This window comes from Pararobbsia alpina (genome assembly GCF_902859895.1).
Lineage (GTDB): Bacteria > Pseudomonadota > Gammaproteobacteria > Burkholderiales > Burkholderiaceae > Pararobbsia > Pararobbsia alpina.
This window is the reverse complement of sequence record NZ_CADIKM010000033.1, coordinates 1-26,995: the sequence shown is the minus strand read 5'-3', so window position 1 is coordinate 26,995 and position 26,995 is coordinate 1. Positions and strand designations below refer to the sequence as shown.

At 63.6% G+C, this 26,995-nt stretch carries 26 protein-coding genes; 8 read left to right on the top strand and 18 right to left on the bottom strand.

What is annotated here, in order from left to right; genetic code table 11:
- Nucleotides 1-153 precede the first annotated feature (153 nt).
- From HV670_RS22900 to HV670_RS22890, 3 genes are all read right to left on the bottom strand, one after another.
- Nucleotides 154-1,272: an aromatic ring-hydroxylating oxygenase subunit alpha gene (locus HV670_RS22900; protein WP_175107302.1), complete on the bottom strand. Its 1,119-nt coding sequence runs from the start codon at nucleotides 1,270-1,272 to the stop codon at nucleotides 154-156.
- A 25-nt stretch (nucleotides 1,273-1,297) separates the two neighbouring features.
- Complete coding sequence (locus HV670_RS22895) at nucleotides 1,298-4,027, bottom strand: MGH1-like glycoside hydrolase domain-containing protein (RefSeq protein ID WP_175107301.1); 2,730 nt, start codon at nucleotides 4,025-4,027, stop codon at nucleotides 1,298-1,300.
- A 103-nt stretch (nucleotides 4,028-4,130) separates the two neighbouring features.
- The gene (locus HV670_RS22890) at nucleotides 4,131-6,161 is read right to left on the bottom strand and encodes an amylo-alpha-1,6-glucosidase (RefSeq protein ID WP_175107300.1); all 2,031 of its coding nucleotides are present in this window, start codon (nucleotides 6,159-6,161) and stop codon (nucleotides 4,131-4,133) included.
- A 181-nt stretch (nucleotides 6,162-6,342) separates the two neighbouring features.
- On the opposite strand from HV670_RS22890, the gene HV670_RS22885 reads away from it, so the two are divergent.
- From HV670_RS22885 to HV670_RS22865, 5 genes are read left to right on the top strand one after another with little or no spacing between them, the layout of a single operon-like run.
- Nucleotides 6,343-6,798, top strand: a complete 456-nt coding sequence (locus HV670_RS22885) for a MarR family winged helix-turn-helix transcriptional regulator (protein WP_175107299.1) — start codon at nucleotides 6,343-6,345, stop codon at nucleotides 6,796-6,798.
- Between the two features lie 13 nt (nucleotides 6,799-6,811).
- Nucleotides 6,812-8,878 (top strand): FUSC family protein, encoded by a 2,067-nt coding sequence (locus tag HV670_RS22880; RefSeq protein WP_175107298.1) that lies wholly within the window; start codon nucleotides 6,812-6,814, stop codon nucleotides 8,876-8,878.
- 33 nt (nucleotides 8,879-8,911) lie between these two features.
- Nucleotides 8,912-9,112, top strand: coding sequence for a DUF1656 domain-containing protein (locus HV670_RS22875; protein ID WP_175107297.1), 201 nt, complete (start codon nucleotides 8,912-8,914; stop codon nucleotides 9,110-9,112).
- A 31-nt stretch (nucleotides 9,113-9,143) separates the two neighbouring features.
- Nucleotides 9,144-10,058 (top strand): efflux RND transporter periplasmic adaptor subunit, encoded by a 915-nt coding sequence (locus tag HV670_RS22870; RefSeq protein WP_246257841.1) that lies wholly within the window; start codon nucleotides 9,144-9,146, stop codon nucleotides 10,056-10,058.
- Nucleotides 10,055-11,470, top strand: a complete 1,416-nt coding sequence (locus tag HV670_RS22865) for an efflux transporter outer membrane subunit (protein WP_175107296.1) — start codon at nucleotides 10,055-10,057, stop codon at nucleotides 11,468-11,470. The genes HV670_RS22870 and HV670_RS22865 overlap by 4 nt, the downstream gene beginning before the upstream one ends.
- Before the next feature lie 21 nt (nucleotides 11,471-11,491).
- Here HV670_RS22865 and HV670_RS22860 read toward each other — a convergent pair whose 3' ends face one another.
- The 3 genes from HV670_RS22860 to HV670_RS31915 form a co-directional block, all read right to left on the bottom strand.
- On the bottom strand, nucleotides 11,492-12,433 hold the full coding sequence (locus HV670_RS22860) for a 2-hydroxyacid dehydrogenase (RefSeq protein WP_175107295.1): 942 nt from the start codon (nucleotides 12,431-12,433) through the stop codon (nucleotides 11,492-11,494).
- 94 nt (nucleotides 12,434-12,527) lie between these two features.
- Complete coding sequence (locus HV670_RS22855) at nucleotides 12,528-13,532, bottom strand: LacI family DNA-binding transcriptional regulator (protein WP_175107294.1); 1,005 nt, start codon at nucleotides 13,530-13,532, stop codon at nucleotides 12,528-12,530.
- Between the two features lie 188 nt (nucleotides 13,533-13,720).
- Nucleotides 13,721-14,245, bottom strand: coding sequence for a response regulator (locus tag HV670_RS31915; protein WP_175107293.1), 525 nt, complete (start codon nucleotides 14,243-14,245; stop codon nucleotides 13,721-13,723).
- Nucleotides 14,246-14,790: 545 nt separating this feature from the next.
- Between HV670_RS31915 and HV670_RS22845 the strand changes: the two genes are divergently transcribed.
- A complete protein-coding gene (locus tag HV670_RS22845) occupies nucleotides 14,791-15,291 on the top strand; it encodes a hypothetical protein (RefSeq protein WP_175107292.1) in 501 nt (166 codons plus the stop codon).
- 351 nt (nucleotides 15,292-15,642) lie between these two features.
- Nucleotides 15,643-16,227 carry a BPSL1445 family SYLF domain-containing lipoprotein gene (locus HV670_RS22840; RefSeq protein ID WP_175107291.1) on the top strand — a complete coding sequence of 195 codons (585 nt, stop codon included), beginning with the start codon at nucleotides 15,643-15,645 and terminating at the stop codon, nucleotides 16,225-16,227.
- A 231-nt stretch (nucleotides 16,228-16,458) separates the two neighbouring features.
- Here HV670_RS22840 and HV670_RS22835 read toward each other — a convergent pair whose 3' ends face one another.
- The 8 genes from HV670_RS22835 to mltG form a co-directional block, all read right to left on the bottom strand.
- Nucleotides 16,459-17,529: a glycosyltransferase family 4 protein gene (locus HV670_RS22835; RefSeq protein WP_175107290.1), complete on the bottom strand. Its 1,071-nt coding sequence runs from the start codon at nucleotides 17,527-17,529 to the stop codon at nucleotides 16,459-16,461.
- Between the two features lie 216 nt (nucleotides 17,530-17,745).
- Nucleotides 17,746-18,102 carry a Rap1a/Tai family immunity protein gene (locus HV670_RS22830; protein ID WP_175107289.1) on the bottom strand — a complete coding sequence of 119 codons (357 nt, stop codon included), beginning with the start codon at nucleotides 18,100-18,102 and terminating at the stop codon, nucleotides 17,746-17,748.
- Between the two features lie 58 nt (nucleotides 18,103-18,160).
- A complete protein-coding gene (locus HV670_RS22825; protein WP_175107288.1) occupies nucleotides 18,161-18,889 on the bottom strand; it encodes an ankyrin repeat domain-containing protein in 729 nt (242 codons plus the stop codon).
- Between the two features lie 52 nt (nucleotides 18,890-18,941).
- Entirely contained in the window at nucleotides 18,942-19,727 is a 786-nt protein-coding gene (locus tag HV670_RS22820; RefSeq protein ID WP_175107287.1) for a TatD family hydrolase, read from the bottom strand.
- Nucleotides 19,728-19,808: 81 nt separating this feature from the next.
- Complete coding sequence (locus tag HV670_RS22815) at nucleotides 19,809-20,324, bottom strand: GNAT family N-acetyltransferase (protein ID WP_175107286.1); 516 nt, start codon at nucleotides 20,322-20,324, stop codon at nucleotides 19,809-19,811.
- A gap of 75 nt (nucleotides 20,325-20,399) precedes the next feature.
- A complete protein-coding gene (locus HV670_RS22810; protein ID WP_175107285.1) occupies nucleotides 20,400-21,473 on the bottom strand; it encodes a DNA polymerase III subunit delta' in 1,074 nt (357 codons plus the stop codon).
- 195 nt (nucleotides 21,474-21,668) lie between these two features.
- Nucleotides 21,669-22,295 (bottom strand): dTMP kinase, encoded by a 627-nt coding sequence (tmk, locus tag HV670_RS22805; protein WP_175107284.1) that lies wholly within the window; start codon nucleotides 22,293-22,295, stop codon nucleotides 21,669-21,671.
- Nucleotides 22,292-23,287 carry an endolytic transglycosylase MltG gene (gene mltG / locus HV670_RS22800; protein ID WP_175107283.1) on the bottom strand — a complete coding sequence of 332 codons (996 nt, stop codon included), beginning with the start codon at nucleotides 23,285-23,287 and terminating at the stop codon, nucleotides 22,292-22,294. The genes tmk and mltG overlap by 4 nt, the downstream gene beginning before the upstream one ends.
- Nucleotides 23,288-23,357: 70 nt before the next feature.
- On the opposite strand from mltG, the gene ygfZ reads away from it, so the two are divergent.
- Complete coding sequence (gene ygfZ, locus HV670_RS22795) at nucleotides 23,358-24,545, top strand: CAF17-like 4Fe-4S cluster assembly/insertion protein YgfZ (RefSeq protein WP_175107282.1); 1,188 nt, start codon at nucleotides 23,358-23,360, stop codon at nucleotides 24,543-24,545.
- Here the strand turns inward: ygfZ and HV670_RS22790 are convergent.
- The 4 genes from HV670_RS22790 to HV670_RS22775 all read right to left on the bottom strand — a co-directional run.
- Nucleotides 24,521-25,030 carry a GNAT family N-acetyltransferase gene (locus HV670_RS22790; RefSeq protein WP_175107281.1) on the bottom strand — a complete coding sequence of 170 codons (510 nt, stop codon included), beginning with the start codon at nucleotides 25,028-25,030 and terminating at the stop codon, nucleotides 24,521-24,523. The genes ygfZ and HV670_RS22790 overlap by 25 nt on opposite strands.
- Nucleotides 25,031-25,053: 23 nt before the next feature.
- Nucleotides 25,054-26,016, bottom strand: coding sequence for an alpha/beta hydrolase (locus HV670_RS22785; RefSeq protein ID WP_175107280.1), 963 nt, complete (start codon nucleotides 26,014-26,016; stop codon nucleotides 25,054-25,056).
- A gap of 114 nt (nucleotides 26,017-26,130) precedes the next feature.
- Nucleotides 26,131-26,676, bottom strand: a complete 546-nt coding sequence (locus HV670_RS22780) for a hypothetical protein (RefSeq protein WP_175107279.1) — start codon at nucleotides 26,674-26,676, stop codon at nucleotides 26,131-26,133.
- The coding region (locus HV670_RS22775; protein WP_175107278.1) for a hypothetical protein at nucleotides 26,673-26,995 on the bottom strand (323 nt) is incomplete at its 5' end. The genes HV670_RS22780 and HV670_RS22775, both read right to left, overlap by 4 nt.

Here is a 26,995-nt window from a genome sequence, read left to right as displayed (position 1 = left end):
CGGGCTCCGGAAGTATGCACGCGGGATCGCGCTCGAGACAGCGGGACGACAGCAAGTCTAGCGCGAACCTGGTGTGGCATGCTAAGCGGTCGTTTCCCTCGAACCGCCCCCTCAGCTTTCACCATTCGCCTTTCTCCGCCCTCCCGCCTTCTCTCAGGCCGGCGCCGCGCTCGACGTGCTATCGATCGCGCCTTTGGCTTCCCGCGCTTTGCGCAATGCGGCCCGCTCCTGCTGCTCCTTCTCGAGCAGACGATCGATGACTCGCCGCGATCGTACGCCGCCTGCATCGATATTCAGGTTCAGGATCCGACGCTGCGGATTCGCCGACAGATTGCGTTGCTGCGCTTCGAGGATCGCGAGGTCTTCCGAGAATATCTTCGCCTGGCCTTCGCGGATACGTGCGGTCAGCTCGGCATCCGCCGGCTTGAAATTGCGCGCCATGCCCCAGAAGTACCACATCGAGGTCTCGGTTTCGGGTGTGATGAAGTCGACCACGATACTGCCCGCCCGATACTTCGGATCCGCGTCGAAACCGCCATGTCCCGCATGCGCGACGCCGACGTCGATCAGCACATGGCTCGGTGGTGTAAAGCGGCAGATCTGCCAGCGGTCACACGGCACATCGTCGGCCAGGCCATTGCCTCGCAAGGCGGCGGCCCAGAACGGGGGCGCCTTGATGTTCTGCATGAAACGGCGGGTAACAACATGGTCGCCGTCGACCTGGGTGTCGGGCAACGCGTGCTCGATTTCCGGCTGGCCGATGCTCGTCGCATGCACATACGTCTCGTGCGTGAGATCCATCAGGTTGTCGATCATCAGCCGATAGTCGCAATGCACGTGATAAAGACCGCCACCATAGGCCCATTCGGGATCTTCGGCCCAGGCCAGATGATGCAGCTTGCCGGGATCGGCAAGTTCGGCATCTCCCGTCCAGACCCAGACAAAGCCATAGCGTTCGACGACCGGAAAGCTGCGAACCGCCGGAAAACGGCGAATCGCCTGAACGCCGCCCGGAAGCTGACCGGGCATGCTTGCGCATTGCCCATCGCCACCGATCGAGAGACCGTGATAACCGCAGACCAGATGGCCCTCGCGCATGAAGCCGAGCGAAAGCGGCACGCCGCGGTGCGGACAGAAGTCCTCGACCGCGGTGACCTTGCCTTCGGGGCCGCGAAAAAATACGATCCTCTCGCCGCAGATCTGCCGGCCGAGCGGCTTGCCCTCGATTTCGTCGGGCGTACACGCGACGTACCAAGTGTTCTTCAAATACATGTCTTCCTCCATCGGGTGTGGGAGACTACGGTGCCACGGCCTCCGCTTCGGCCGCGGTCTGTGACGCGGCGGGTACGTTCGCCACGTCCGTGAGAATACGCGGCTGGAGCAGCAGCGCGATCAGGCCGCTCCAGCCAGTCTGGTGCGAAGCCCCGACGCCTCGTCCGTTGTCGCCGTGGAAGTATTCGTGGAACAGCACCAGGTCGCGGCAGGCGGGATCGGCCTGCAATAGCGGATAAGCGGCCATCACCGGGCGCCGTCCGTCCTTGTCGAGCAGAAACAGACGCGTGAGACGCTCGCTCAGCGCGCCCGCCACGCCCTTGAGCGAGCGCTTGGCACCCGAGCCGGTTGGATATTCGACCTTGAAGTCGTCACCGTAGTAACGGTGAAATTCATAGAGCGATTCGATCAACAGATAATTGACCGGCATCCAGATCGGCCCACGCCAGTTCGAGTTGCCCCCGAAGACCCGCGAGTCCGATTCGGCGGGCAGGTATTTGACACCGAAACTGTTACCGTTGTGGTGATATTCGAACGGCAAATCGCGGTGCACGCGAGACAAGGCACGCACGCCATAGTCGGAGAGGAATTCGCTCTCGTCGAGCATCCTGCGCAGGAGTGCCTTCATCCGGTGGCCGCGCAGCAGCGACAGCAAGAGCTGATTGCCGCCCTTCGGCTCGTTCCAACGTGACACGAGCTTCGCAAGATCGGGCCGATGCATGAGGAACCACTTGAGCCGTTCGCGAAGCATCGGCAGGTGGCCATGCAGGCGATGCTCGAGTACATGGACCGCGAACATCGGGATCAGCCCGACAATCGATCGGACCCGCATCGGTACGGTGTTGCCATCGGGCAGCCTCAGGACGTCGTAAAAGAACTGGTCGCTCTCGTCCCACAGGCCGGTCTCGCATGTATCGCTCCTGCTGACGGCCTCGGCGATATAGAGAAAGTGCTCGAAGAACTTGACCCCGATATCGACGAACACTGCGTTTTCCTCGGCGAGTTCGAGCGCGATGCGCATCAGGTCGAGCGCATACGAAGCCATCCACGCGGTGCCGTCGGCCTGATCGATCCGGCCGCCGGTCGGCAGCGGCGATGAACGATCGAAAATGCCGACGTTGTCGAGCCCGAGAAAACCGCCCTGAAAGATATTGTGGCCGTCGACATCCTTGCGGTTCACCCACCACGAGAAATTCAGCAGCAACTTGTGGAAGATGCGTTCGAGAAAATCGCGATCGCCTTTGCCCGTGAGCACCCGGTCCATTTCGTAGACACGCCATGCGGCCCAGGCGTGCACGGGGGGATTCGCATCGCTGAGTGCCCACTCGTAGGCAGGGATCTGTCCGTTCGGATGGAGATAGCGATCCTTGACGAGCAGCAGCAACTGCTTTTTCGCGAAATCCGGGTCGACCAATGCAAACGCGGCGGCCTGAAACGCGAGATCCCATGACGCGTACCAGGGGTACTCCCATTTGTCGGGCATCGACACGATGTCGGCGTTCGACAGATGGCGCCAGTCCGAATCGCGTCCACGCTTGCGGGCCGCCGGCGGTTTCGGCTGCGACGGGTCGCCGTCCAGCCAGCGCGCGACGTCGAACTGGTAGAACTGCTTGGACCAAAGCATGCCCGCGAGCGCCTGGCGCTGGACGAGCCGCGCATCGGGATTTTCGATACCGGCTTGCAGCACTTCATAGAATTCGTCAGCCTCTGCCTGCCGGCGGCGGATCGTCGCATCGATGTCGAGTTCGGCCGGCCACTGCGGGCCGGCCGCGCGCATGCGCAGGTAGACCGTCGCTATGCCATGCGCATTGAGATCGAAATGGACACGCGCGCCGACGCGCGTACCCCGATCGCGCCGGATCGCCTCTTCGCGCCCAGCGACGAGATAGTCGTTGAAGCCGTCCTTGAAGGGGCCTTCGCCGGTGCTGCCGAACAGGCGCCGCACATTGGTCTCGTTTTCGCAGAAGATCCACTCGACGGGTTGCGCGGCCGAACTCGATGCGGTCACCACCATCGGCGCATGAGTCGGGTGCAACGCATGAACGCGCTTCTCACCGTCAACCTCGTCGATAGTCATCGAGGCTTTCTCGAGCTTCGTATCCCACGACCAGACATTGCGTGCCCAGACCTGCGGCAGCACGTCGAGGGACGCTTCCATGTCGCCGCGGTTCTCGACCGTGATGCGCATGACGATGTCGTCGGGACCGTGCTTCGCATACTCGACCGTCACGTCGAAATAGCGCTTGTCGTCGAATACGCCCGTGTCGAGCACTTCATATTCCGGCATGTCGGCGCCGCGCGCCGCGTTCTCGGCGACGAGGTCGGCGTAGGGAAATGCGGCATGCGGATATTTGTACAGCATGCGCATATAGGAATGGGTCGGCGTGCCGTCGAGGTAGAAGTACAGTTCCTTGACGTCCTCGCCATGATTGCCCTCGGCGTTGGTCAGGCCGAACAGGCGTTCCTTGATGATCGGGTCATGTCCGTTCCAGAGGGCGAGGGAGATGCACCAGTCGAGCTTGTCGTCGCCGAAACCCGCGATGCCGTCTTCGCCCCATCGATAGGCGCGGCTGCGTGCATGATCATGCGGCAGGTAGTCCCACGCTGTGCCGTGTGGGCTGTAATCCTCGCGTACGGTGCCCCACTGGCGCTCGCTGAGGTAGGGTCCCCACTGGCGCCAGCTCGCGAGTTCGGGGGAACTCAGGCGGCGCCCCTCCACGGTCTTGAGCAGTTGGTTAGGACAAAACGTCGGCATGGCATTTCCCCTGTGCTGGCGGACGGAAACCTGAATTTAACCCATCCAGGCAGTCAAGTCTGTGAATGTCGCGCGATGGAGGTCGCGCCGTGAGCGGCTCGCGCTACCCGGCGAGCAGCTTTTCAATACGGATCAGTTCGCCGAGCGACCAGGCCTGGAATGGCGCCCCGCGCGGGGTATGCGGCGCATCGCCGTCGGCGATTTCGGATACATGGCCCAGCCCGGCGGTGCGCAAGTGCGCGCGCAGCGGCTCGAGAAAACGCGCGGCGGCTTCGTTGCGGCTCGCGGCCGACGCGTCGCGCACGCGCAGCCATGCCTCGACGAACGGTCCGCTGAGCCAGGGCCATACCGTCCCCTGGTGATAAACGCCGTCCCGCTGGAGCCGGTCCCCCTCGTAGCGGCCACGGTAGCCAGGGTCGCGCGGCGACAGGGATCGCAGGCCAAGCGGTGTGAGCAGTTCAGCCTCGACCTGGGCGACGACACGCTGTGCGTTCTCGCCTTCGAGCACGCTGAACGGCAAGCCGCCGACCGCGAAGATCTGGTTCGGCCGGATGGCCCGGTCGAGCTTGCCCGACTCATGATCGACATCGACGACATCGAACAGTCCACCCCCGTACGTATCGATGAAACGCTCGCGAAATGCATCGGCCGCGCGCTGCTCGAGGGTGCGCCAATCCTGAGTCCACACGCCCGCAACGCGCAGTGCATTGATCCAGAGCGCCTGTATCTCGACCGGCTTGCCGATGCGCGGCGTCACGACCCAGTCGCCGACCTTCGCATCCATCCAGGTCAGTTGGACGCCGGGCACACCCGCGCGGATCAAGCCGTCGGCATCGGCTGCGATAGCGAAACGCGTACCGCGCGAGTAAGCGTCGAGGATCGCGCCGACGGCGTGCCGGAGGCGAGCCTGCGTCTGCGTGCCCGCGTGCCCGGTTGCCAGGTAGTCGTGCACCGCGACGATGAACCAGAGCGACGCATCGACCGAGTTGTACTCGGGTTCGCCCCCGTCGTCGGGGAAGCGATTGGGCATCATCCCCTCGGAGAGCACGCCGGCCCAGCCGAGCAGGATCGCCTCGGCTTCGGCAAGACGCCCGGTCGCGACCATCAGCCCGCGCATCGCAATGAAGGTATCGCGCCCCCAGTCCGTGAACCACGGAAAGCCCGCGAGCAGCGTTTGCCCCGATCCGCGCGCGACGAGATAGGCATCGGCGTCGCACGCCATCTCCGTAGTGAAGGTGCGGCGGCGATCCCGTTCGCGGCCGGCGAGCATGCCTGTGTGGGTCACCGCATCGTCATCGAGCACCCTGCCGGTTCTCAGGACGAGGACCGCCTCGCCTGTTCCGAGATCGAAAGAGAACACCCCGGGCGAGGCAAGATCCTCGCTATCGTCGAGGCCTCGCGCCAGCTCGGCCCGGTAGAAGAACCGGCGAAACCAGTCGGGCGCGTGGTCGTAGCGGCCATTGCTGAGCGCGGTGATCGCCGGAAGGCCGCTGTAAGGTTGCCACTCGATATTGCCATCCCCTCTGCCATCCCCTTCGCCTGTCCCGTTGCTCGCCCCGTCGCCTGCTCCACTGCTTGTCTTATCGGTCTTATCGCTTGCCCCATCGCTTGAAGTCGTCGCTCTTGCACGGTCCTTGCTACGAAAACCAAAGTCGAAGACAGGGTTCTCATGGTGCAGGCCGTGATAGTCGCGGCCCGATAGCAGGAGACGCACTTTGAGCACACGCCCTGTGCCTGCCGGACTCGATGAAACGGGCACCGTCTTCCAGCGCAGCACCGTTTCGCAACTGTCCTTCGCGACAAACAATTCGAAATCGACCGACTCGGCATCGCTGATCGCAAATCGCCAGGTCGGCCAAGGCGCGCGCTCGAATGCACGAAGCCGGGATACGCCGTCCGGATAGACGACGTCGGGCAGATAACGCTGCGTCGACAGGAAAACCCGGCCCTCCGGCGTTTCGAGCCAGGCCTCGAAGCCGTTGACGAGCACATAGCGTCCGGTCGGTGGCGTGGTCGCACTTAGCAGGAGGGCGTGATAGCGGCGCGTGCGCTCCCCGCCCACCGTTCCGGAAGCAAACCCTCCGCAACCATCGGCTTCAAGCCACTCGGCCTCGAGATCGAGTTTTGCGCTCATGAAGGTCAACGCTGGTCATGCGCGGGCGTGCCGCGCGGAACTCCGATGTTACGTCAGCCTGGTCCAGTCCGGATGCCGGCGACGCCCATCGGCGCGTAGGCCGAGGCAAAGTTCACGGTGAGAATCGGTTGGCTATTTCAATAGCTTGCTACCGAATTAAATATTATCTTAAAATGCGGCGATGCCAAACATTCACGACCTCCGACTATCCGTTACGGGCGGCCTCGTCCGGATTGCGCGCCAATGGCGCCGCGCGAGCCACCACGTGCTCGCGGGCTACGGCGTGTCGGAGGCCTGCGCGACGCCGCTGCTGATGATCGGCCGGCTCGGCGAAGGTGTCCGACAGCGCACGCTTGCCGAACATGTCGGCATCGAGGGGCCTTCGCTCGTGCGCCTGCTCGATCAGTTGTGCAGCGCGGGCCTCGCCGTGCGCCAGGACGATCCCGCCGATGGCCGCGCCAAGACAATCTGGCTGACCGACAACGGCCGCGCCTTGCGCGCCCAGATCGAAACGGCACTGATCTCACTGCGTGCCGAAAAGCTCAAGGGCATCAGCGCGGCGGATCTTGCCGCCACGCTGCGCGTGTTCAAGGCGATCGAACTGGCCGCCGGCCAGGATCGCGCGACCGACGACTGAATCGCGAGTTCGCATGGCCCTGCCCACCACCCGCGACTGGATTTTTTCGATCAAGACTTTCAGCGCTTCGATGCTCGCGCTCTACATTGCGCTCAAGCTCGAATTGCCTCGCCCGTACTGGGCCATGGCGACGGTGTACATTGTCTCGAATCCGTTCGTCGGCGCCACCACGTCGAAGGCGCTCTACCGGACACTCGGCACGATGCTCGGCGCAGCGGCGTCGGTCGCACTCGTGCCGCCGCTCGTCGAGACGCCTTATTTGCTCAGCGCCGCCATTGCGCTGTGGATGGGCATCATGCTGTATCTGTCGATTACCGACCGCACGGCCAGGGCCTACGTGTTCCTGCTGGCCGGTTATACGCTGCCGCTGATCGCCTTTCCGACCGTCACGGACCCGACAACGGTATTCGACGTCGCCATCACGCGAACCGAGGAAATCGTGCTCGGCATCTGTTGCGCGAGTGTCGTCAACATGACGATCCTGCCGAACCGGCTCGCCCCCGTGCTCGCCGAACGGACCCGCGCATGGTTTCGCGACGCCGCTTTCTATGCAACCGAAACGCTCGCGGGACATCCGATCGACAAGGACATCCTGACGTGCCGGCAGCGCATGGCGGTGACCCTCAACGGGCTCGAGCTCCTGCTGAGCCAGCTCAGCCACGACCATACGCGCCCGGACATCGTGCGGCAAACCCATGAGCTGCGCGGCCGCATGGGCATTCTGCTGCCGATCATCTCGTCGCTGTCCGATCCGCTGCGGGTGCTGCGCGAAGGCGGCTTCGCGGGTAAGGACGCAGTGAATACCGTCGTCGCCGACATTGCCAAATGGATCGACGCGACCAGGCAGCAGCCGGATGCGCAGTCCGAACTCGACGTGCACCGCTCGGCCGAACTGCTGCGCGCCGCCCTCGCGCGCATCGAACCGCCGCGCGACGCACTGCATTCCTGGGAATTTGCACTCGTCTCGAGCCTGCTCGTACGTATCAGGATGCTGGTCGACCTGTGGCAAGACTGCATCTGCCTGCACCAGGCGATCGCCGCCGACGACATTGCGGGGTGGACGCCGCAATTCAGACATTGGCGCGTCGGCGGCGTGGCACGGTTCTTCGATCATGGGATCCTGAGCTTCTCGACCCTCACCGCCATGGCCGCCGTGTTTCTTGCCAGCGTGCTCTGGATCGAGTCGGGCTGGCAGGACGGAGCGGTGGGCGTCTCGCTTGCGGCGGTCGCCTGCTGTTTTTTCGCGGCGCTCGACGATCCCGCGTCCGGAGTATTCAAATTTTTTGTGTCGGGGGCGGTCAGCATCGTCACGGCCGGTCTCTACCTGTTTCTCGTGTTGCCGAACATGCACGACTTCACGATGCTGGTCATCGTGTTCGCCGTGCCCTTCATCTGCGTCGGCACCTTGATGCCGCATCCGCGATTCAGCCTGATGGCCACGCTCGTCGCACTCAACACAGCGACGTTCATCAGTATCCAGAGCGCCTACGAAGCCGATTTCCAGGTCTTTCTCAACGGCAATACATCGGCCCTCGTCGGCCTGCTGTTCGCCTATGTGTGGATCCGTGTCACCCGCCCGTTCGGTGCGGAACTCGCGGCACGCCGGCTGATCCGCTCGAGCTGGGGAGACGTCGTGAGCGCGGCCTCGCCGGATCCGGTGCCCGCTCCCCAGCCGATGTCCGCACGCATGCTCGACCGGCTTCTGCAACTGCTGCCGCGCCTGCCCGTGGATGACGAGGCCCACCCCCTGTCGAGCGACAGCTTCCGCGACATGCGCGCCGGTCTCAATACGATCGACCTCAAGATCGAGCGCGAGCAGGTCTCGCCGTCGCTGCGTCCGGCGATCGACCGGGTGCTGCAGGCCCTACGCGAGCATTTCGAGAACCGCATTGCACGCAATGCGCGCATCACCCCGCCGACCGCCCTGCTCAACGCTATCGACGCGGCGCTCGGCGACGTCGTGCGGGCCTCGCTCGCGGGCGCTTCGCTCGATTCGATGCATACCCTGATCTCGCTGCGCCTCGCGGTGTTCCCAAATACGCCACCGCCGGCGTCCCTGAACCTCGAGGCACGGCCTTGAACGTCGTCCCTTATTGCCTGACGGAGCGCTCCGATGATCGGTGAAGTCGACATCCTCGGCGTGTATGTCCCCGCCATCCTCTGGCTGATGGGCATTGCCTATGTGGTGAGTCTCGCGATTCGCAAGCTGCTCGGGCGAACGCGTTTCTACAACATCGTCTGGCACCGTTCGATGTTCGACCTGGGCCTCTATGTGATTGTGCTCGGCGCGGTCGTTACGCTCACGCGTCGTTGACGTTTCCCCAATAGGTGTTCTGGTCTCCAACGTGAAAAAACCTCTTCTTTCCGCCACGCTGTTCGCACGGGTCGCCCTGACACTGGTCGTGGTCGTGATCGCCGCCTTTGTGCTCTGGCGCGTGGTCGACTACTACACGTTCGCGCCGTGGACGCGCGATGGCCGCGTCTCCGCCAATGTGATCCAGGTCGCGCCGGACGTCTCTGGCCTGATCCTGAAGGTCAACGTGGCCGACAACCAGGCAGTCAGGCAGGGCCAGGTGCTTTTCGTGATCGATCCGGCGCGCTTCGAACTCGCGCTGCAGCAGGCCCAGGCCAACGCGCTGCAACGCAAGGCGACACTCGATCAGGCACGCCGCGAATACGCGCGCAACAAGACGCTCAGCGACCTGGTCGCGCATGAAGTGCTCGAGGTCAGCCTGTCGCGCGTGCAGGCCGCCGAAGCCGCCTATGCCGATGCGCAGGTTGCGATCGGCGTCGCGCAGCTCAACCAGCAGCGTGCGACCGTGGTCAGTCCGGTCGACGGATACCTGAGCGATCGCGCGCCGCGCGATGGCGAATTCGTGACAGCCGGGCGTTCGGTCATGGCGATCGTCGATACGAACTCGTTTCGCGTCGACGGATACTTCGAGGAGACCAAGCTTCACGACATCTCGATCGGTCAGGGCGTGACGATCCATTTGATGGGCGATGACCGTCCGCTGCATGGCCATGTGCAGAGCATCGCCGTGGCAATCGAGGACCGCGATCGCGCGCAAGGCAGCAACTTGTTGCCGAATGTGAACCCGGCGTTCAGTTGGGTCCGGCTCGCGCAACGCATCCCGGTGCGTGTGAAACTCGACGAGATTCCGCCTGGCGTCCGTCTGATCGCAGGGCGTACGGCGACCGTGTCGATCGATCCGCTTCCGGGCAACAAGCGCTCGCATGCAAGTGGAAGCGCGCCATGAACGCCCCGTCTTACAGGACAGCCCTCGCCTCACTGATGCTCGGTCTCGCCGCATGCACGGTCGGTCCGAACTATGAGGTGCCGAAGGACGCGATGGTCAATGCGCCGGGCGCCGCCGGTTCCCTGACGGACGCACACGGTGCCGAGGTCACCGAGGATGCGGTGCCCTCGAACTGGTGGCGCCTCTACAACGACCCCTTGCTCGACAGCCTCATACAGGATGCACTGCGTTCGAACACCGACCTGCGTGTCGCCGCGGCCAATCTCCAGCGTGCCGGCTTCGTGACGCAGGAAGCCGCGGCGCAAGGCGGATTCTCGGGCGGGACCAGCGGCGCGCTCCTGCGCGCGCAGGAATCGGCGCAGGCCTTCCTCCTCACCGAAAAAGTCCCGGTCCTCAACGAAGGCGACTTCGGCATCAGTGTCTCGTACCAGATCGACCTGTTCGGGACGATCAGGCGCGGGGTCGAGGCGGCCGACGCCAACCAGCAGGCGGTCAAGGCGGCGGCCGATGTCGCACGCATCACCGTGGTCGCCGATGTCGTGCGTTCGTATGTCGAGAACTGCGCGGCGGGCGATGAGCTGGCCGTCGCGCAGCACTCGCTCGATCTGCAGAGCCAGAGCCTCACGCTGACCCGGCGCCTGCGCGAGGCGGGCCGCGCGAACGGGCCCGAGGTCACGCGTTCGCAGACGCAGGTGGCCACGCTGGCCGCTGACATCCCGCGCTTCCAGGCTCGCAAGCGTCTTGCGCTCTATCGCCTCGCGATGCTCACGGGCCGCACGCCCAACGACCTGCCGCCGGCAATCGGCACGTGCAACAAGACACCTCGTATCGAGCAGGCCATTCCGGTTGGCGACGGCGCCACGCTGCTCAAGCGCCGGCCCGATATCCGCGAATCGGAGCGCAAGTTGGCCATGGCCACCGCCCGCATCGGCGTGGCGACTGGCGCGCTCTATCCGACCATTAGCATCGGCGCGTCCGCGGGCGTGACGGGGATCGCCGAGGATCTCGGCGAGCCTTCGACCGCGCGCTGGAATGTCGGCCCGATGATTTCCTGGGTGTTTCCGACCAACGGCCAGCGCGAGCGCGTGCACGAAGCCGAAGCCTCGAGCTCGGCGGCGCTCGCGCAATTCGACGGTGTCGTGCTCAATGCGCTGCGGGAGACCGAGAGCAGCCTTGCAAACTATCAGGCGGATCTCGCGCGCGCGGATGCACTCAAGGCCGCTCAGGCATCGGCCCGCCGCTCGGCCAATGAAATGCATCGCTTCTATCTGGCCGGCCGAGAGTCGTCGCTGGCCGACCTCGATGCGATGCGCACGCTGAGTACGGTCGACTCCCAGGTCGCCGCCGCCGACGCGCAGGTTGCGATCGATCAGGTCAACCTGTTCCTGGCGCTGGGCGGAGGGTGGGAGTAGCGTGGAGCGATCCGGGGGCGTTCAGTAACCGTGCCTCCGGTCGACCACACCCGTGACCGTTTCGCCCCGCTCGAGCGCTCGCATCTTCGCCGCCATCTGCTCAACGCCTTCATCGATCAGCGTGATGGCCGAGATATGAGGCGTGATCTCGATGCGCGGTTCATCCCAAAAAGGATGGGCGACTGGCAAGGGCTCGTGCGCGAATACGTCGAGCATCGCACCCGCGATCCTGCCGCTGCGGATCGCGCTGAGCAGATCGGCCTCGACCACATGCGCGCCACGGGCGATATTGACCAGATAGGCACCGTGCGCAAGCCCATCGAAAACCCGGTGTCCTATCAGGCCGCGCGTCGACGGCGTGCTCGGCAGCAGGTTGACCAGCATCTTCGCGCCGGCCAGGAACGGCTCGAGTCCCGCTTCGCCCGTATAGGTGTCGATGCCCTCGATCGACTTTGCCGTACGGCTCCAGCCTCGCACCGGCCAGCCGGCCTGCGCAAGCGCGCGTGCAACCGCTGCGCCGAGTTGGCCGAGGCCCATGACCGCAATTGGAAAGTTCGCGGGCCGCATGGCCTCGAGCGTCGTCCACCGGCGCGCCGCCCGTTCGCGGTCGTATTCGTCGAAACGGCGCATGAAGCGCAGTGCCGCATACATCACATATTCGACCATCTGCGCGGCCATCCCCCCGTCCTCGATCCGGATCAGGGGTACCGATTCCGGTAGCACATCGGGCTCGCGCTTCGCCATCTCGAGGATCGCATCGACGCCCGCGCCGAGGTTGAACACGGCCTTGAGGCCGGGCCGCCCCTTGAGTACTTCGACCGGAGGCCTCCAGACCGCGGCATAGTCGGCCGGTGCTGTATCGCCCGGCTGCCATACTCGGACGGACGCTTCAGGCAGTGCGCGCGCAAATGCATGAAGCCAGGGCGGCGCGCCATCGCCGTGCAAGCAGAGCAGCAGTTCCATCAGTTTCGATCTCTGGGTCGGAATGGGACAAACCGCTAAGGTACACGAGTGTCCTGTCACGAAGCTTCACCCGCCCACGACGATCGGCCATTCGTTATGCGAGCGGCGCACCGGTGGATTCGCGCAGGGTCATCTTCGGGGAAATCACGAGCTGTCTGGCGACGCCGTCATAGCGTTTGGTGACACGCTCGATCAGCGTTTCGGCCGCGCGCTCCCCAAGCATCACGATCGACTGCCCGACGGTCGTCAGCGCCGGAAAGAAGAACCGGCACAGTTCGATATCGTCGAAACCCACGACTGACAGTTCGCGAGGCACCGCGATTCCGCGCTCGGCGGCGGCGCGCAGCACCCCGAGCCCCATCATGTCGTTGGTCGCAAAGATGGCCGTCGGCCGAGCCCCCTCGAACAGTCCGACCGCGGCACGGTAGCCGCCTGGACTCGTATAGTCGCTCTGAACGATCGGGCAATCGTCGGGCGACACCCCCGCCTCCAGCAGTGCGCGACGAAAACCCGCGACACGTGCCTGCCCGACCGCCATGCTCTCGAGTCCCGAGATGCACGCGATCCGGCGGTGCCCGAGATCGAGCAGATGACGAACAGCCATATAGGCGCCCACACCGTGGTCGATCTGCACGAGATCGGCTTCGACGCCGGACACTTCACGATCGACGATCACCACGGGCAGATCGATGAGGCGCAAGGATTCGGCAAGCGTCGCTTCGTCGCCGGCCGAGGCGATGATCAGGCCGTCGATGCGTCGCTCGATCAGCACGCGCAGATACTTGCGCTGCTTCTCGGCGTTGTCTTCGGAGTTGCCGAGGATCACGCAATAGCCGTGACGCTCGCAGTAGTCTTCGATGCCACGCGACATCTCGGCGAAATAGGGATTCGTGTTGTTGGGCACCAGCACGCCGATGGTGGAGGTGGTCCGGGCCTTGAGCGAGCGCGCGACGGCACTCGGCACGAAGTTCAGTTCCTTGATCGCGGCTTCGACCTTCACGCGCACATCGCTGCTGACCGGACGCGTATTGTTCACGACGTGCGATACCGTCGTGAACGACACGCCCGCGCGCGCGGCAACATCTTTAATGGTGGCCATGCTCGACTCGGAAAGAATTGCTCTGCCCGATTGTGGCGTGGTGCGGCCTCAAGTCAACTGCGGCGTGCCCTTCTGTGCAATAGAAGACAAGGTGGAAGCTTCTAATCTCTGAATAAGGTAATGGACGGCCTGATCAGTGGGATGTGCAGCGCGCGGCCCGCGCACGATGCTTCGTGCGGCAACCCTCCTCAGCGTCTGCGTCGTTCGTTGAGACGGCTTGCAAGCAGATCGAGAAGCTCGTCGATGTCGACCGGTTTGAGACGATAGTCGTCGAAGCCGGCCTGCCAGGCACGCGCAATGTCGTCCGCGGCACCGAGGCCCGTGAGAGCGATCAGCAAGGTGTCCCGCGTCAGAGGATTGGCGCGCAGCCGCTGCGCGACTTCATATCCGTTCATGCGCGGCATCGCGATATCGAGCAGGACCACATGCGGTCGAAACCGCTCGGCCTTTTCGATTGCAATCGGTCCATCGAACGCGAGTTCGACGATATAGCCGGCGAAGTCGACCAGCATGGCCGTGCCTTCACAGGCGTCGACATTGTCGTCGACCACGAGTACCCGGAGCGCATCGCGGCGCATTTCCACCCCTTGCGGATCGGCATCCGGGGCAAGCGGGTCCAGTGGCCGCAGGGGCGTCGGACCGCCGCGCTGCGACCCGCCGGGTGTCGAGCTGTCGACCGGCTCCGTGTTCAGCAATCCGGCTCTCATGAGCATGGCCACACCGGCGCGCCGTTCATGACGAGCGGCTGATGCTGCATCCTGCCTGGGCTTGCTATGTCGCTGCTGTTGCTGCTGTTCCTGCTTCTCATGCTTTCTCCTACCCGCACATGGTGGCCCGCGCTCTTCTATCTTCTATCGACCCAAAGAGCCCCGCTCATCGGCCGGCTCTTCGACTACCGGGTCGAACCCGATCAGCCGAGGAAAAAAGCAAAAGCCGTACCGGGTGACTTATCCCCACGGAAACCCTTACCGCCTTCGCTCGGGACAAACAACAAAACGCCCTTCCTCCTTACCCAACGCCCTTGACGGTCCGAATGCGCGGCGCGTGCCGGACTCCCCCGCGACGCGGTTCTTACACGGCATTCGCAAGAATTACGTAACGACGTGCAGGTAACAGTCCGCCATTTCGCTTATCATGGCCACGCGCGGTTTTACCTGAGTCGGGTCACGAGCAAGGCACTCGCCACCGTGAGATACGACGGCCTCGATACAGAGCCTGGACTGCCGCGCGAGTTGCCGCACAACGCATGGAGACAGCGATGGCGACGAAGGCGACAGAAACCGCGACCCGCAAGCAACCGGGGCGCTGGTGGCGGCGTTGGATGGTCATTTGCCTGGTGTGGGCAGTACCGGTCGTCGCGCTGGGCGTCAAGGAGATGGTCAGCGAGATGCTGTATGACTCGGCTGATCTGAAGGTCACACTCGATCGCTGGGTGCTCAGTGATCCGCAACACAAACTGCCCGGTTCCACACATTGCACGGGTACGCTCGAGGCCGCGCGCGCGGCTGGGTGTCCGGCTGTCATCGTCGACGCGAATCTCGCGCTGCGCAATGAGGCGATCGCCGAAGTACACACGCGGCGTGTGACGCAAGTCGCCGGTTTCTTCGAGGCCGCCATTTTCTACTGGGTCATGCCCTGCGTTTTCATTCTCGCCGTCGGTATCGTGCTTGCATTGATACGCCGTGTGCTGCGCCGCCCGCCGTCGACGCCATCGGCCGGGCCTCCCGGCTCGGTCGGAACCGCCGAGCGACCCCGGTAAAGTTTTCAAGGCTGGCGCAAATACGGCGGCCAGACGACCCTAGGCGGGTACAAATTACGGTCTCCCTCAGCAAACCGAGTGTGTACCCGATGCGGTTTCTCATGGCGGAGTGTCGGCGGATCGGTACGCAAATCGGGCTACCGGCCCACGCTGCAGCAGCTTCCTACAGTAGGCCTGCCCGAATGCCTACGACCATGACGCGGCGGCGCACAAGCCTTTGTGCGCTAATGGCACGGTAAGTGCTCTATACCTCCCGAACGAAATTGTTCGATAAGTGTTGCGTATCGACTAAGACGCCTCAAGCGTGAACGGTTCGATGTTGGAAAGCACTCAACCCTGACGGAGGTCACGATGCAAAGACGGGATTTTTTCCTAAAATCAGGCTTGGCGGTCGCAGCACTCGCAGTCGGCCTCGCGGGCTGCACGGCTACCACCAATACGGGCGCGAACAAGGACGCGGCGCAGGAGCGTCAAAGCATCGACTCCCAGGTCGACGCCACGCTGGGCAAGCTCTATACACAGGTCAGCGGCTCGCGTGAGCTCGTCTCCAAAGCGCGCGGCATCCTCGTATTCCCGAATGTCGTGAAGGCCGGCTTCATCGTCGGCGGTGAATATGGCGAGGGCGCGCTGCGCGTGGGCGGCACGACGAGCGGCTACTACAGCACGACAGCCCTTTCCGTCGGCCTGCAGGCCGGTGCGCAATCGAAGGCTCTGATCTTCCTGTTCATGACACAGGACTCGCTCGATACCTTCCGCAATCGCGATGGATGGTCGGCGGGCGGGGACGCCTCGGTGGCCGTGCTTAAACTCGGAGCGAACGGCGCGGTCGACACCACCACGGCCACCGCACCCGTTCAGGCTTTCGTGCTGACCAATGCCGGACTCATGGCCGATCTGTCCGTCGACGGCACGAAAGTCTCGAAGATGAAGTTGTAACGGTTTGGCCCGACCGGTTTGCGTGGCTGGGGGCCGTCAAGCGCAAACCGGTCGCCCGGGCCACCCTGCCTGACTGTCCGGAGAAGATCCGGAAAATGCCAAAGCCCGCCGAGTCATGTGCTCGAGCGGGCTTTGTCATGAAATTGCCTGCGACCTCCGTGCCGGCGACTTGTGTCTCTGACCTGTGTCTCTGACTTATGTTCCGGCCTTGAGCCTCACCAGACCGATGCCTCAGGGATTCGGCGCGCCATCGACCACTTTGAAACGTGAACGCTTCTGCGCGCGAATCACAGTGTTGTACGCATCGATATACTGTTGCGCCATGCGGCGCGAGGTAAAGCGCCTCTCGAAGCATTCGCGCACGCGTTCGCGCGACAGCGTATGAATGCGGTTGACCGCCGCCACTGCACCGATCTCATCCTCCACCACGAAACCCGACACGCCTTCGTCGATGACTTCCGGTACCGAGCCGCGATTGAATGCGATGACCGGGGTCCCGCAGGCCATCGCCTCGATCATCACGAGGCCGAACGGCTCCGGCCAGTCGATCGGAAACAGCAAGGCATGCGCGCCCGACAGGAAGGTGGCCTTGTCCTTGTCGGCGATCTCGCCGATATACTCGACGTGCGGCAGATCGAACAAAGGCTTGATCTCGTTTTCGAAATACTCGCGGTCCGCCGCATCGATCTTGGCCGCGATCTTGATCTTCATCCCGCACTTCTCGGCGATCCGGATCGCGGTGTCGACACGCTTTTCTGGCGAGATCCGACCGAGGAAGGCAAGGTACTGCTGCTCGACCGGCTGGGGCATGTACAAGGTCTCGGGCAGACCGTGGTAGACCGTCGTCAGCCATTTGGCCTGCGGCAGCGGATGGCGCTGGTTATCGGAGATCGAGACGACTGCGGCATTACTGAAGACATCGAACACCGGCTGCTGTTCGGGCAAATCGAGACGGCCGTGAAGGGTCGTAATGAAAGGCGTCTCCTGCCTGCCAAACAGCGAGAACGAGTAATAGTCCATGTGGAAATGGAGCACGTCGAACTGGTCGGCCATGCAGCGCACGCGTTCCATGAGCAGCATATGGGGGGCGATGCGATCGCGGATGCCCGGGTCCAGGCGCAAGGCCCGGGGCCAGACTGCTTCGAGTTTGCCACTGGTCTGCGAATCGCCGCTCGCAAACAGTGTCACCTCATGCCCGAGCTCTACCAGTGCGTCGGTGATGTAGGCCACCACCCGTTCCGTACCGCCGTAAAGTTTCGGAGGTACCGACTCGGTCAGCGGCGCGACTTGCGCGATTCTCATTTCATGTCTCCTATACAAGCCGGCCAGCCCGGATTGCTTGCCGATTCAAAGTCGGCAGTTTTGACATCTTCCCCTATTTGAAGGAAGGCGATGCCAGTTGGCACACAACTGCCATGCAATGGCACCCCATGCCCTCTAGCGAAAACCGTTCCCGGCACAGTATTGTGCCCTGGCGAATTCTGCGGGCGTCTTTTTTGCTCGGCGCCCCGAGGTGCATCAGTTGGAGGCCCGGCAAGCGTAGGTGGCGCCGAGACCCAGCGCGACGACCGTGCTCGCGTTGTATTCGAGTTTGTCGCCGTTGTGGTTCGCCCAATGGCGCACGGCATTGGTCATTTCATCGGGCGTGGTACCCGCCGGCAGGCAGAAGTACTGGCCGACGAGCGGCCCCGTGGTGCCGCCGATCGCCTCGATCGTGTTGTAGGCGCCGTCCGCGGCACCTTCGATATAGGCTTGGCATGCGCTCTTGGATGGCACATCCGACCGGTTGCACAGCTTGACGAGGTCAGTTCCCGTAAACGCGGCCGCCGTCAGTGGCAAACCCAGCGCACAGGTGCAGAGCAAGGCCCGCAGCATGGATAGTCCTTTCGTTTCGTATTTGGTTTTATCAGGGCCGTCGCCCTCTTGTATTCGTCTACTGGGCCGCGGATGCGCCTGCCCCCGTTACCGCACTCGCTCCTGCGCCAGGTTTGCCTGAGCCCAGGTTTGCCAGGCGTTTCGACAGACCGTCGGCGATATCCGAATGATTGTAGCGTTTGGCAATATCGATGACGTTCAATCCGAGTTGATTTTTAATCGTCATATCGGCGCCTTCATCGAGCAGGAGCTTGATCGTCGTGTCGTGGCCCGCCGCAGCGGCCATCATCAACGGTGTCGAACCGTTCGGCGAGCCCGCGTCGATATAGGCCGAATGGTCGAGCAGGAGCTTGACGATTCCGTCGTCGCCGGCGCTTGCCGCGTAGTGCAGCGGTGTCCAGCCTTTCTTGTTGACCTCGGCATCCTTGTCGAGCAGCGCCTGGACCATCGGCCGGTCCTGATTGATCGCGGCGAGCATCATGGCGTTCTCCCCAGCCGAATCGACCGCGTCGATATCCGTGTCGGGATTCTCGAGCAATGCCGCCACCACGCTGTCGGCCTTGTACTTGGCCGCATAGACGATCAGCGGCATGCCCTGCTCGACTGAATTCGGGCTTTCGCCCCGCTTGACCAGCTCCTTGACCTTCGCGCCATAGTCGAGCTGAGTGGCACGCAACATTTCACCACTCATCTGGGGGGCCGCGGGTGCGGGGGCCGTCTGGGCAAACGTGACTGAGGCCATGCAACCGAGTAGGCAGGCGATCGACAGCGAGCGGGCAAGCTTCATTGACTACCTCAAATAAGTTCAGCAGATAATTGATTTTACAGGAACTTCTCTTCTACGCCTCGACCGCGCTCGGGAACAGGCGGAAGAAGTTCTGAGTCGTCGCCGCGCCAAGTGCCGCCTCGTCGACGCCGCGCAGGCCGGCAATGAACCGTCCGACATGGCTGACGTGGGCAGGTTCATTGGTTTTGCCGCGATACGGCACGGGCGCCAGATAGGGCGAATCCGTCTCGATCAGCAGGCGTTCGATCGGCATGCGGCGTGCAACGTCCTGGACGTCGGCCGCGCTCTTGAACGTCACGATGCCCGACAGCGAGATATGGAAGTTCAACGCCAGGGCCTGTTCCGCGATTGGCCAGGGCTCGGTGAAACAGTGCATCACGCCGCCGGCCTGGTCGGCGCCTTCTTCGCGCATCAGCCGGATCGTGTCTTCGGATGCGGCGCGCGTATGGATGATCAGCGGCTTGCCCGCCAGGCGCGAGGCGCGGATATGCGTGCGGAAGCGCTCGCGCTGCCACTCCATATCGTCGATCGTGCGGCCTTCGAGACGGTAGTAGTCGAGCCCGGTCTCGCCGATCGCCACGACCTTCGGATGGGCGGCGAGCTCCACCAGTTCGGCCACGGCGGGCTCACGCACATCTTCATGGTCCGGATGGACGCCGACCGAAGCGAACAGGTTGTCGTGCTGCTCGGCCAGCGCAAGCAGGGCCGGGAAGGTTTCGAGATCGACACACGCAAGCAGGGCATGGCTGACCTGCTGCTCACGCATATGGTCGAGCAACTCGGGCAGGCGTTCGACGAGCCCTTCGAAATAGATGTGGCAATGTGAATCGACAAACATGGATGGTTCCGTTCGTTCTTGCGATCAAAGATCGGTAGTGGACGCCGGCCCGCGGCGTCGATCGGTTAGTCGCTTAGTCGCTTAGTCGCCTGGTCGCTTGTCAGTCAGCCGCAGGCCCACGATCACGAGGTCGCGCTCGATCCCGTCGAGATTCGCGACCCGCGGCAGCACGCCCCATTCGCTGAAGCCGAAACGGCGAAACAACTTCAGGCTCGACTCATTGTGACCAAAGATAAAGCCGAGCGCGCTTTGAATGCCCAGCCCGGGCGCGCATTCGAGCGCGTGGGCGAGCATCGCGGTGCCCACGCCCTTGCCTCGCGCGTTCTCATCAAGATAAATGCTGATCTCGGCCGTCGCCAAGTAGGCTGGACGGCCATAGAAGTCGGAGAAGCTGAGCCAGCCAGCCACTTTGCCGTCCAGTTCCGCCATCCAGAGGGGGCGGCGCCCGGGCCTGTGGGCCTCGAACCACGCGAGACGGCTCTCGACCGACACCGGTTCGAGGTCGGCCGTCACGAGCCGCGAAGGCACCGTGGAATTGTAGATGGCAACGATGGCCGGCAGGTCCGCGAGCGTCGCATCCCGAAAAGCCAGGTTCATCGAGCGAAGTCCTCCAGTCGAATCTGTAAATGGATCGTGTACATATTGCAGCGCCGGGTGACCCGCGAGGGCCCTTCAGTCCACCTCGTACAGTTTCCGGTACTCCGCGAACAGCGACTCGAACACGAGCCGGGTGTTGAGCGGATGGTTCTCGACGGCCCGCTGGCTCACGACCGTACGCCAGAACGCCGCGAGCGCGGCCGGCTCGACCGCGTTCGCGCAGCGCTCGAGTGCCTTGCCCGCATCCGGGAAATAGCGTGGCCGTCCTGCACCTTGCTGGGCACCGATATCGTAGAGCCAGCGCTGTACCCAGCCGAGTACCAGCGGCACCGAGACTTTCTGCAAGGTCTCACCACAGGCAAACGCATCGCAGCCCGCGCCCGCGGCAAGCTGGCCGAGCGTGAAGCGGCGCAACGTCGCATGCTCGGCATCGCGCGCGATCGCGAGTGCCGCGAGCGGCGCACCGCCCGCCTCTGCGAGCGTCTGGGCCGCCTGTTTGGCCCCTCCCTCGATGCCTTGTTCGACGATCCATGCGCGGGCAGCGACCGGATCGGGTGTCGCAAGCGGCCATTGCCGGCAACGGCTGATCACCGTCGGTAGCAGTCGGTCGATCCGCTGGGTCACGAGCAGGAAGCAGACCCCCGCAGTGGGCTCCTCGAGCGTCTTGAGCAAAGCATTCGAGGCTGCGGTGTTCAGCGCCTCCGCGGGATAGAGCAATACGACCCGGGCACCGCCGCGATGCGAGCCCAGCGCGCAGAAATCGAGCAGCGCACGAACCTGCTCGATCTTGATCTCCTTGCTCAGGGTCTTGGTCTTCTTGCCGCTCTCCTTGCCGTCGTCCGCGTCGGCGACATTGTCGCCCGCGCCCCCGCCGGCCTGTGCGCCACCGGGATTCTCGGCCGCCACGTTTTCCGGACAGACCATCCGGAAGTCCGGATGGTTGCCCTGCGCAAACCAGGTGCAGGCGACGCAATGACCGCAGGGTTGCCCGTCCGGCTGCGGGGTCTCGCATAGCAAGCCTTGCGCGAGATGGCGTGCGAAATCGACCTTGCCCGTGCCGGCCAGCCCATGGAACAGCAAGGCGTGCGGCCAAGTGGCTCTCAAGCCCTGGAGTCTGTTCCAGTCATCGTGCTGCCAAGGGTAAATCATTCAATAAATTTATAAAAATCAAATAATTGCTGGATATTTCTCATGCAATCCATTATGTACAGCGCCGGCGATCGGGCATTGCCGATGGCATTTCTTCTACTGAATTATCCCCAAAATCAATCGATTAAGATTGTTTTTGAAAGTACCTGAAGAAATTTCATATCGAGCTAGTCGCAGATTCATCATCCATGAAAATCATAGGCTTGCTATGACTTTCTCAAGTTTTTTCCGAATTTCAGCAATGGCTTCCGTGGCGTCTACGATCGCAAACCGCTGCGGTGCCGCCGCTGCCCGGCGCAGGTATTCAGCACGTGTACGGGAAAAGAAACTATCGGATTCCCGCTCGAACTTGTCCGGTTCGCGTGCCGCGCCACGCCGTGCGCTCGCCGTTTCGGTCGGCACGTCGAACAGCACGGTCAAGTCGGGATCGAGCCCGGCCTGGACCCAGACCTCGAGGGTCGCAAGCTTGTCGAGAGACAAGCCCCGTCCACCGCCCTGATAAGCGAACGTGGAATCCGTAAAGCGATCGCAGAGTACCCAGTCGCCGCGCGCGAGCGCCGGCTCGATCACGCTCGCGATATGCTCGCGGCGGCTCGCAAACATGAGCAGCGCCTCCGTTTCGAGATGCAGCGGCTGGTGCAGCAGGATATCGCGGAGTGCCTCGCCGAGCGGCGTACCGCCCGGCTCGCGCGTCATCACGACCGCCGCGCCCGCGGGAACGCGCTCGGCTGCCAAGCGCGCGCGGAACCATTCCAGATGGGTCGTCTTGCCGGCGCCGTCGATGCCTTCGAATGTGATGAATTTCCCCCGCCGAACCGTCATTGCTTACCCCGGATGTATTTGTCGACCGCGCGATTATGTTCGCTCAGGCTGTCGGAAAACTCGCTATGCCCATCGCCGCGCGAGACGAAGTACAGCGCCTGGCTGGGTGCCGGATTGACCGCCGCGATCAGCGAGGCCATGCCGGGCAGCGCGATCGGCGTGGGCGGCAAGCCCGTGTGCAGATAGGTGTTGTAAGCGGTATCGGTCTGCAGGTCATGCTTGTGCAGCCGGCCTTCATAGGCGGCCCCCAGCCCGTAGATCACGCTCGGATCGGTCTGCAGGGGCATGCCTTTCTTGAGCCGGTTCGAAAAGACAGCGGACACGAGCGGCCGGTCGGCCTTCGCGCCGGTTTCCTTTTCGACGAGCGAGGCCATGATCAATGCCTCATAGGGTGTCTGGAACGCGAGATTCGGGCCGCGCGCGGCCCAGGCCTGGGCGAGGCGCTCCTTCCCCTCCCGGTACGCACGGCGGAAGATCGCGATATCGCTTTCGCCCTTGTCGAACAGATAGGTATCGGGAAAGAACAGACCTTCGGCCTGGCTTTCGGATGCGCCGAGCGCCGCGAGCAATTGCGCATCCGACATGCTCGCGCTGTCGTGCTCGAGCGCCGGGTCGTTGTTCATCTCGGCGCGCATGCGCGCGAACGTCCAGCCCTCGACGATCGTGATGGCCGATTGGTTGACGTCGCCGCGTGCGATCTTGAGGAGAATGTCGTACGGTGTCAGCCCGTTCGTGAACTCATAGTTGCCCGATTTGAGCGCGGTCGTCTGCTGAAGCACGCGCGCGAGCGCCTCGAACAGCCAGCGATTGACCGGTACGCCCGACGTCTCGAGCTGTTCCGACACGCTGCGTGTCGAGCTGTGCGGGCGAATCGTCACGTCGAGCGGGCTGCTCGCAAGCACGAGGGGCCGGTTTGCCCAGAAGTAAAAGGCGCCCCCCGCCGCAGCGATGAGCACCAGTGCGGCGATCAATAAATTTCGTAGAAAGGACATGCGACCAAAGGGGTTTCCGAACGGCCCATATAATACTTGCTTGCCTCCGATAGATCACCGTCAGGTGCTTATGACCACCGCTGCCAATTCGACCTTCCCCCTCAATGCGGCAGCCGTGCAAGCGGCCGTTGCCTCATCCGCCCCGAGTCCGGGCCTGGGTACGGCCGCTCATGCGGCCTCTCATGCGGCCACTGAGGCGTCCGCCAGTTCGTCCGTCCCACGTCCGGTCGCAGGCGCGGGCGACAGTTCCGGCATCTCAGGTTCATCGTCCGGTGCCGCCAACCGCGTACCCGAACGTGCCGACTTCGACCGGATCACGGCGGGCGGCGCATTTGCGGTGCTCGATCAGCTTGCCGTGATCGATGCGGCCGGCGCCGACGCGGGGTCGTTCCTGCATACCCAGCTCAGCAACGACGTCGAGAACCTCGATTCGGGCGCCGCGCGGCTCGCCGGTTATTGTTCGCCCAAGGGGCGGCTGCTCGCGAGCGTGCTGGTCTGGCGTGCCGACCAGACGATCCGCATGCTTGCCTCGGCCGATCTGTCGGCCCGCCTCGTCAAGCGCCTGTCGATGTTCGTGCTGCGCGCGAAGGCCAAACTCGCCGATCTCTCCACGACCCATATCGCCATCGGCATCGCCGGCGAGGTGACCGCGGTCCTGTCGCGAATCTTCGCCGTGCTGCCCGACACCGTGCACGGCGTCGTGACGACCGAGGCCGGCAGCCTGATTCGCGTGCCCGACGCGCCGGCCGGGCGGGCGCGCTTTTTGTGGGTCACTTCGCGCGAGCAGTTCGAGTCGCACCGGGACATGCTGGCCCAACAACTCGGTGAAGTACCCGCTGCCCTGTGGGACTGGCTCGACATTCATGCTGGGGAGCCCCGGATCACCGCGGCGACCTATGAGCAGTTCGTGCCGCAAATGATCAATTTCGAAGTGCTCGGCGGTGTCAACTTCAAGAAGGGCTGCTATCCGGGTCAGGAAATCGTCGCACGCAGCCAATACCGCGGCACCATCAAGCGGCGTGCGATGCTCGTGCATACCGAAGCGGCCAGCGCGGGTGACGAAGTATTCGACTCCGCCGACCCCGGGCAACCATGCGGCATGATCGTCAATGCCGCGCCCGCACCCGGCGGGGGCGTCGACTGCCTGGTCGAGATCAAGCTCGCCTCGCTCGACAGCGCGAGCGTGCATGTGGGCAGCGCGCAAGGCCCCGCGCTGACCTTCCTGCCACTGCCTTACGTATTGCCGAGCGAAGCCTGAGGCTGCCCCGTGGAGGGGGCGGGTGCATCGGACAAAGTGTTATCGGACAAGGTACGGATCATCTCGATGTGCGGGATGCCCGCTTCCTCGAACGGCTCGCCCACTGCCGTAAAGCCGCAGGTTTCGTAGAACGGCATGGCATAGGTCTGTGCATAGAGCCGGGCCATCGGTTCGCCGCGCTCTTTCGCGACCTTCACGAGCCCCTCCACCAGCAAGCGTCCAAGGCCGCCGCGCCGTGCGCTCTTCACGACGGCGACACGCCCGATCCAGCCGCCGGCAAGCAGGCGTGCCGTCGCGACGGGCTCGCGCACCGGCGCGGTCCGATACGCGACGACATGGACCGAGCTCGCATCTTCCTCGTCCCATTCGAGTTCGGCCGGAATACCCTGTTCGCGAACGAAGACGGCATCGCGGATACGGGCCGCGTCCGGGCCCAGTTGCTCCCAGTCCCCGGAAACGAGTTCGATCGAGGATGCTTCGTGCATGTCAATCCCAAAGTGTGGTTAAGCTAGTCTTGCTCGAAGGCCTTTCTCAACGCCTCGACTGCATCGGCATGAGCCTGCGCGACCTCGGGTACGAAGCGGCCCATCTTGAAGAACTCATGGACCATGCCTTCATAGACCCGCAGCGTCACCGCATTGCCGGCCGCGCTGAGCTTGTCGGCGTAGGCGCGGTCCTCGTCGACCAGCGGATCGAACTGCGCCGCCGCGATCCACGCCGGTGCGACCCCGGCGAAGCTCGCAGGTGCGTTGAGCGTACCGTCCAGCGGAGCGAAACGCCAGTCGTCGCGTTCGGCGCGGTCATGCACATATTGCGAAAACATCCACTCGACTGTCTCGCCCGATAAAAAATAGCCGTTCCGGTACTCGGCGTGGGAGGCGGTCGCCTGATGCGCGCCGACACCCGGGTAGATCAGCAACTGAAGGATGAGCGGCCATCCCGCGTCGCGCGCGAGCACCGCGCAGACGGTCGCGAGCGTGCCGCCCGCGCTGTCGCCTCCGACTGCGATCCTCGCTGGATCGATCCCGAGTGACAGTGCATTGGCGAACAGCCATTGGAGCACGTCGAACGCATCCTCGACTGCAACGGGGAATTTGTGCTCGGGCGCAAGCCGATAGTCGACCGACAGCACCATGCAGCCGGCATCGCGCGCCAAGATTCGGCACAGCGAATCATGTGTGTCCACGCTGCCGACCACAAAACCGCCCCCATGGAAGAAGAGCAGCGCTGGCGCCGGCCGAGTCCAGTCGGGAGCGCTGGGCTGATAAAAACGCACGCGCAGCGGGGTACCGTCCCTCGCTGGCACCGCCAGGTCCTCGACACCCGCGAGCGGTGCGGGCGGCAAATCGAGAATCGGCGCACTGCGGGCATACGACGCGCGCGCGGCGGCCGGCGTCAGGGTGTGGAGTGGGGCAAATCTCGAACGGGCAATCGAATCAAGTAGTTGCGCGATTTTGGGGTTCAGCGGCATGGGGGGCGGTCGACAAAAAAGGCGGCCGTATCATCGCACGGCCGCGCTTGCGCGTGCATTAGCAGGCTGTTGGAATATGAGATCGGGCGAGTTTTCCGCCCACCAACGTAGTGCCTACGCTGCTAATTTCTCTTTCTCGAGCCCGGCCACGCCCACCGATCCTTCCGCACCTTCTTGCTTAGGTAGTTCTTTTCCATCCAAGAATTTTCGATACTGGCATCGCTTATTTGCTCGGTACGTGTTGTCCAAGTTGCCGCTCGCCTTGACGGCGAGCGCCTGGTCCGATGTGATCGTGCCACGCCGGTTATCGACACTCGATGCCGTCACTGTCGCCTGTGCGTGGGTACCGATCGTGCCCCCGCTGTTGTCGAGCGTGCCGGTTGAGAGCGTCAGCGCACCGGTGCCCGCCTGCGTTATTGCGCCATCCGCGTTCGTGAGGCTGCCGGACTGAAGCGTGACGGTCTGGCCGTTGCTCGAAATCGTGCCACCGGTATTGTCGATCGCACCTGACGTGTTCAGGGTCATCGCGCCCGTCGCGCCATTCCCGGTCTGCGACACGGTTCCGCCGTGATTGGACAAGCTCGCCGCCGACAGCGAAAGCTGCCCCGCTCCGACCTGAGCCCGATCGGTCGACACCGCCCCGCTCGCCTGAACAGTCAACCCACCGTTCGTCTGCAGCGTGCCCCCGTCAGCGCGAGATTGCCGCTATCGCCTGAATCGCCCGAATCGCCCAACGCGCCGAGGGTCGTGAGCGAGGCGGAACCCTTGGCCAAGGTTTGCGCGCCGTTCATCGCGATACGGCTGCCGGAGAACGCCAGATTGCCACTCGCCGTGTTCTGCCCCGTCGCACTCAATGCGCCGCTCGTCATGACGTTCAGATCGCCCGCGCCCGTCAGCTTGCCATGGGTGTCGACACCTGCCGCCAGCGTGCCCGTCGAATCCACCGTCGAGCCGGTCACGGTCGTGCTGCCCTGTGCGG

Excerpts from the sequence above, each read along its gene's own strand:
- HV670_RS22875 (WP_175107297.1), top strand. The coding sequence starts at position 8,912 with ATGATCGGTGAAGTCGACATCCTCGGCGTGTATGTCCCCGCCATCCTC.
- HV670_RS22840 (WP_175107291.1), top strand. The coding sequence starts at position 15,643 with ATGCAAAGACGGGATTTTTTCCTAAAATCAGGCTTGGCGGTCGCAGCA.
- HV670_RS22890 (WP_175107300.1), bottom strand. The coding sequence starts at position 6,161 with ATGAGCGCAAAACTCGATCTCGAGGCCGAGTGGCTTGAAGCCGATGGT.
- HV670_RS22855 (WP_175107294.1), bottom strand. The coding sequence starts at position 13,532 with ATGGCCACCATTAAAGATGTTGCCGCGCGCGCGGGCGTGTCGTTCACG.
- HV670_RS22865 (WP_175107296.1), top strand. The coding sequence starts at position 10,055 with ATGAACGCCCCGTCTTACAGGACAGCCCTCGCCTCACTGATGCTCGGT.
- HV670_RS22790 (WP_175107281.1), bottom strand. The coding sequence starts at position 25,030 with ATGCACGAAGCATCCTCGATCGAACTCGTTTCCGGGGACTGGGAGCAA.
- HV670_RS22820 (WP_175107287.1), bottom strand. The coding sequence starts at position 19,727 with ATGTTTGTCGATTCACATTGCCACATCTATTTCGAAGGGCTCGTCGAA.
- ygfZ (WP_175107282.1), top strand. The coding sequence starts at position 23,358 with ATGACCACCGCTGCCAATTCGACCTTCCCCCTCAATGCGGCAGCCGTG.
- HV670_RS22900 (WP_175107302.1), bottom strand. The coding sequence starts at position 1,272 with ATGTATTTGAAGAACACTTGGTACGTCGCGTGTACGCCCGACGAAATC.
- tmk (WP_175107284.1), bottom strand. The coding sequence starts at position 22,295 with ATGACGGTTCGGCGGGGGAAATTCATCACATTCGAAGGCATCGACGGC.
- HV670_RS22860 (WP_175107295.1), bottom strand. The coding sequence starts at position 12,433 with ATGGAACTGCTGCTCTGCTTGCACGGCGATGGCGCGCCGCCCTGGCTT.
- HV670_RS31915 (WP_175107293.1), bottom strand. The coding sequence starts at position 14,245 with ATGCTCATGAGAGCCGGATTGCTGAACACGGAGCCGGTCGACAGCTCG.
- HV670_RS22810 (WP_175107285.1), bottom strand. The coding sequence starts at position 21,473 with ATGATTTACCCTTGGCAGCACGATGACTGGAACAGACTCCAGGGCTTG.
- HV670_RS22785 (WP_175107280.1), bottom strand. The coding sequence starts at position 26,016 with ATGCCGCTGAACCCCAAAATCGCGCAACTACTTGATTCGATTGCCCGT.
- mltG (WP_175107283.1), bottom strand. The coding sequence starts at position 23,287 with ATGTCCTTTCTACGAAATTTATTGATCGCCGCACTGGTGCTCATCGCT.
- HV670_RS22895 (WP_175107301.1), bottom strand. The coding sequence starts at position 4,027 with ATGCCGACGTTTTGTCCTAACCAACTGCTCAAGACCGTGGAGGGGCGC.
- HV670_RS22815 (WP_175107286.1), bottom strand. The coding sequence starts at position 20,324 with ATGAACCTGGCTTTTCGGGATGCGACGCTCGCGGACCTGCCGGCCATC.
- HV670_RS22825 (WP_175107288.1), bottom strand. The coding sequence starts at position 18,889 with ATGAAGCTTGCCCGCTCGCTGTCGATCGCCTGCCTACTCGGTTGCATG.
- HV670_RS22880 (WP_175107298.1), top strand. The coding sequence starts at position 6,812 with ATGGCCCTGCCCACCACCCGCGACTGGATTTTTTCGATCAAGACTTTC.
- HV670_RS22885 (WP_175107299.1), top strand. The coding sequence starts at position 6,343 with ATGCCAAACATTCACGACCTCCGACTATCCGTTACGGGCGGCCTCGTC.
- HV670_RS22835 (WP_175107290.1), bottom strand. The coding sequence starts at position 17,529 with ATGAGAATCGCGCAAGTCGCGCCGCTGACCGAGTCGGTACCTCCGAAA.
- HV670_RS22845 (WP_175107292.1), top strand. The coding sequence starts at position 14,791 with ATGGCGACGAAGGCGACAGAAACCGCGACCCGCAAGCAACCGGGGCGC.
- HV670_RS22830 (WP_175107289.1), bottom strand. The coding sequence starts at position 18,102 with ATGCTGCGGGCCTTGCTCTGCACCTGTGCGCTGGGTTTGCCACTGACG.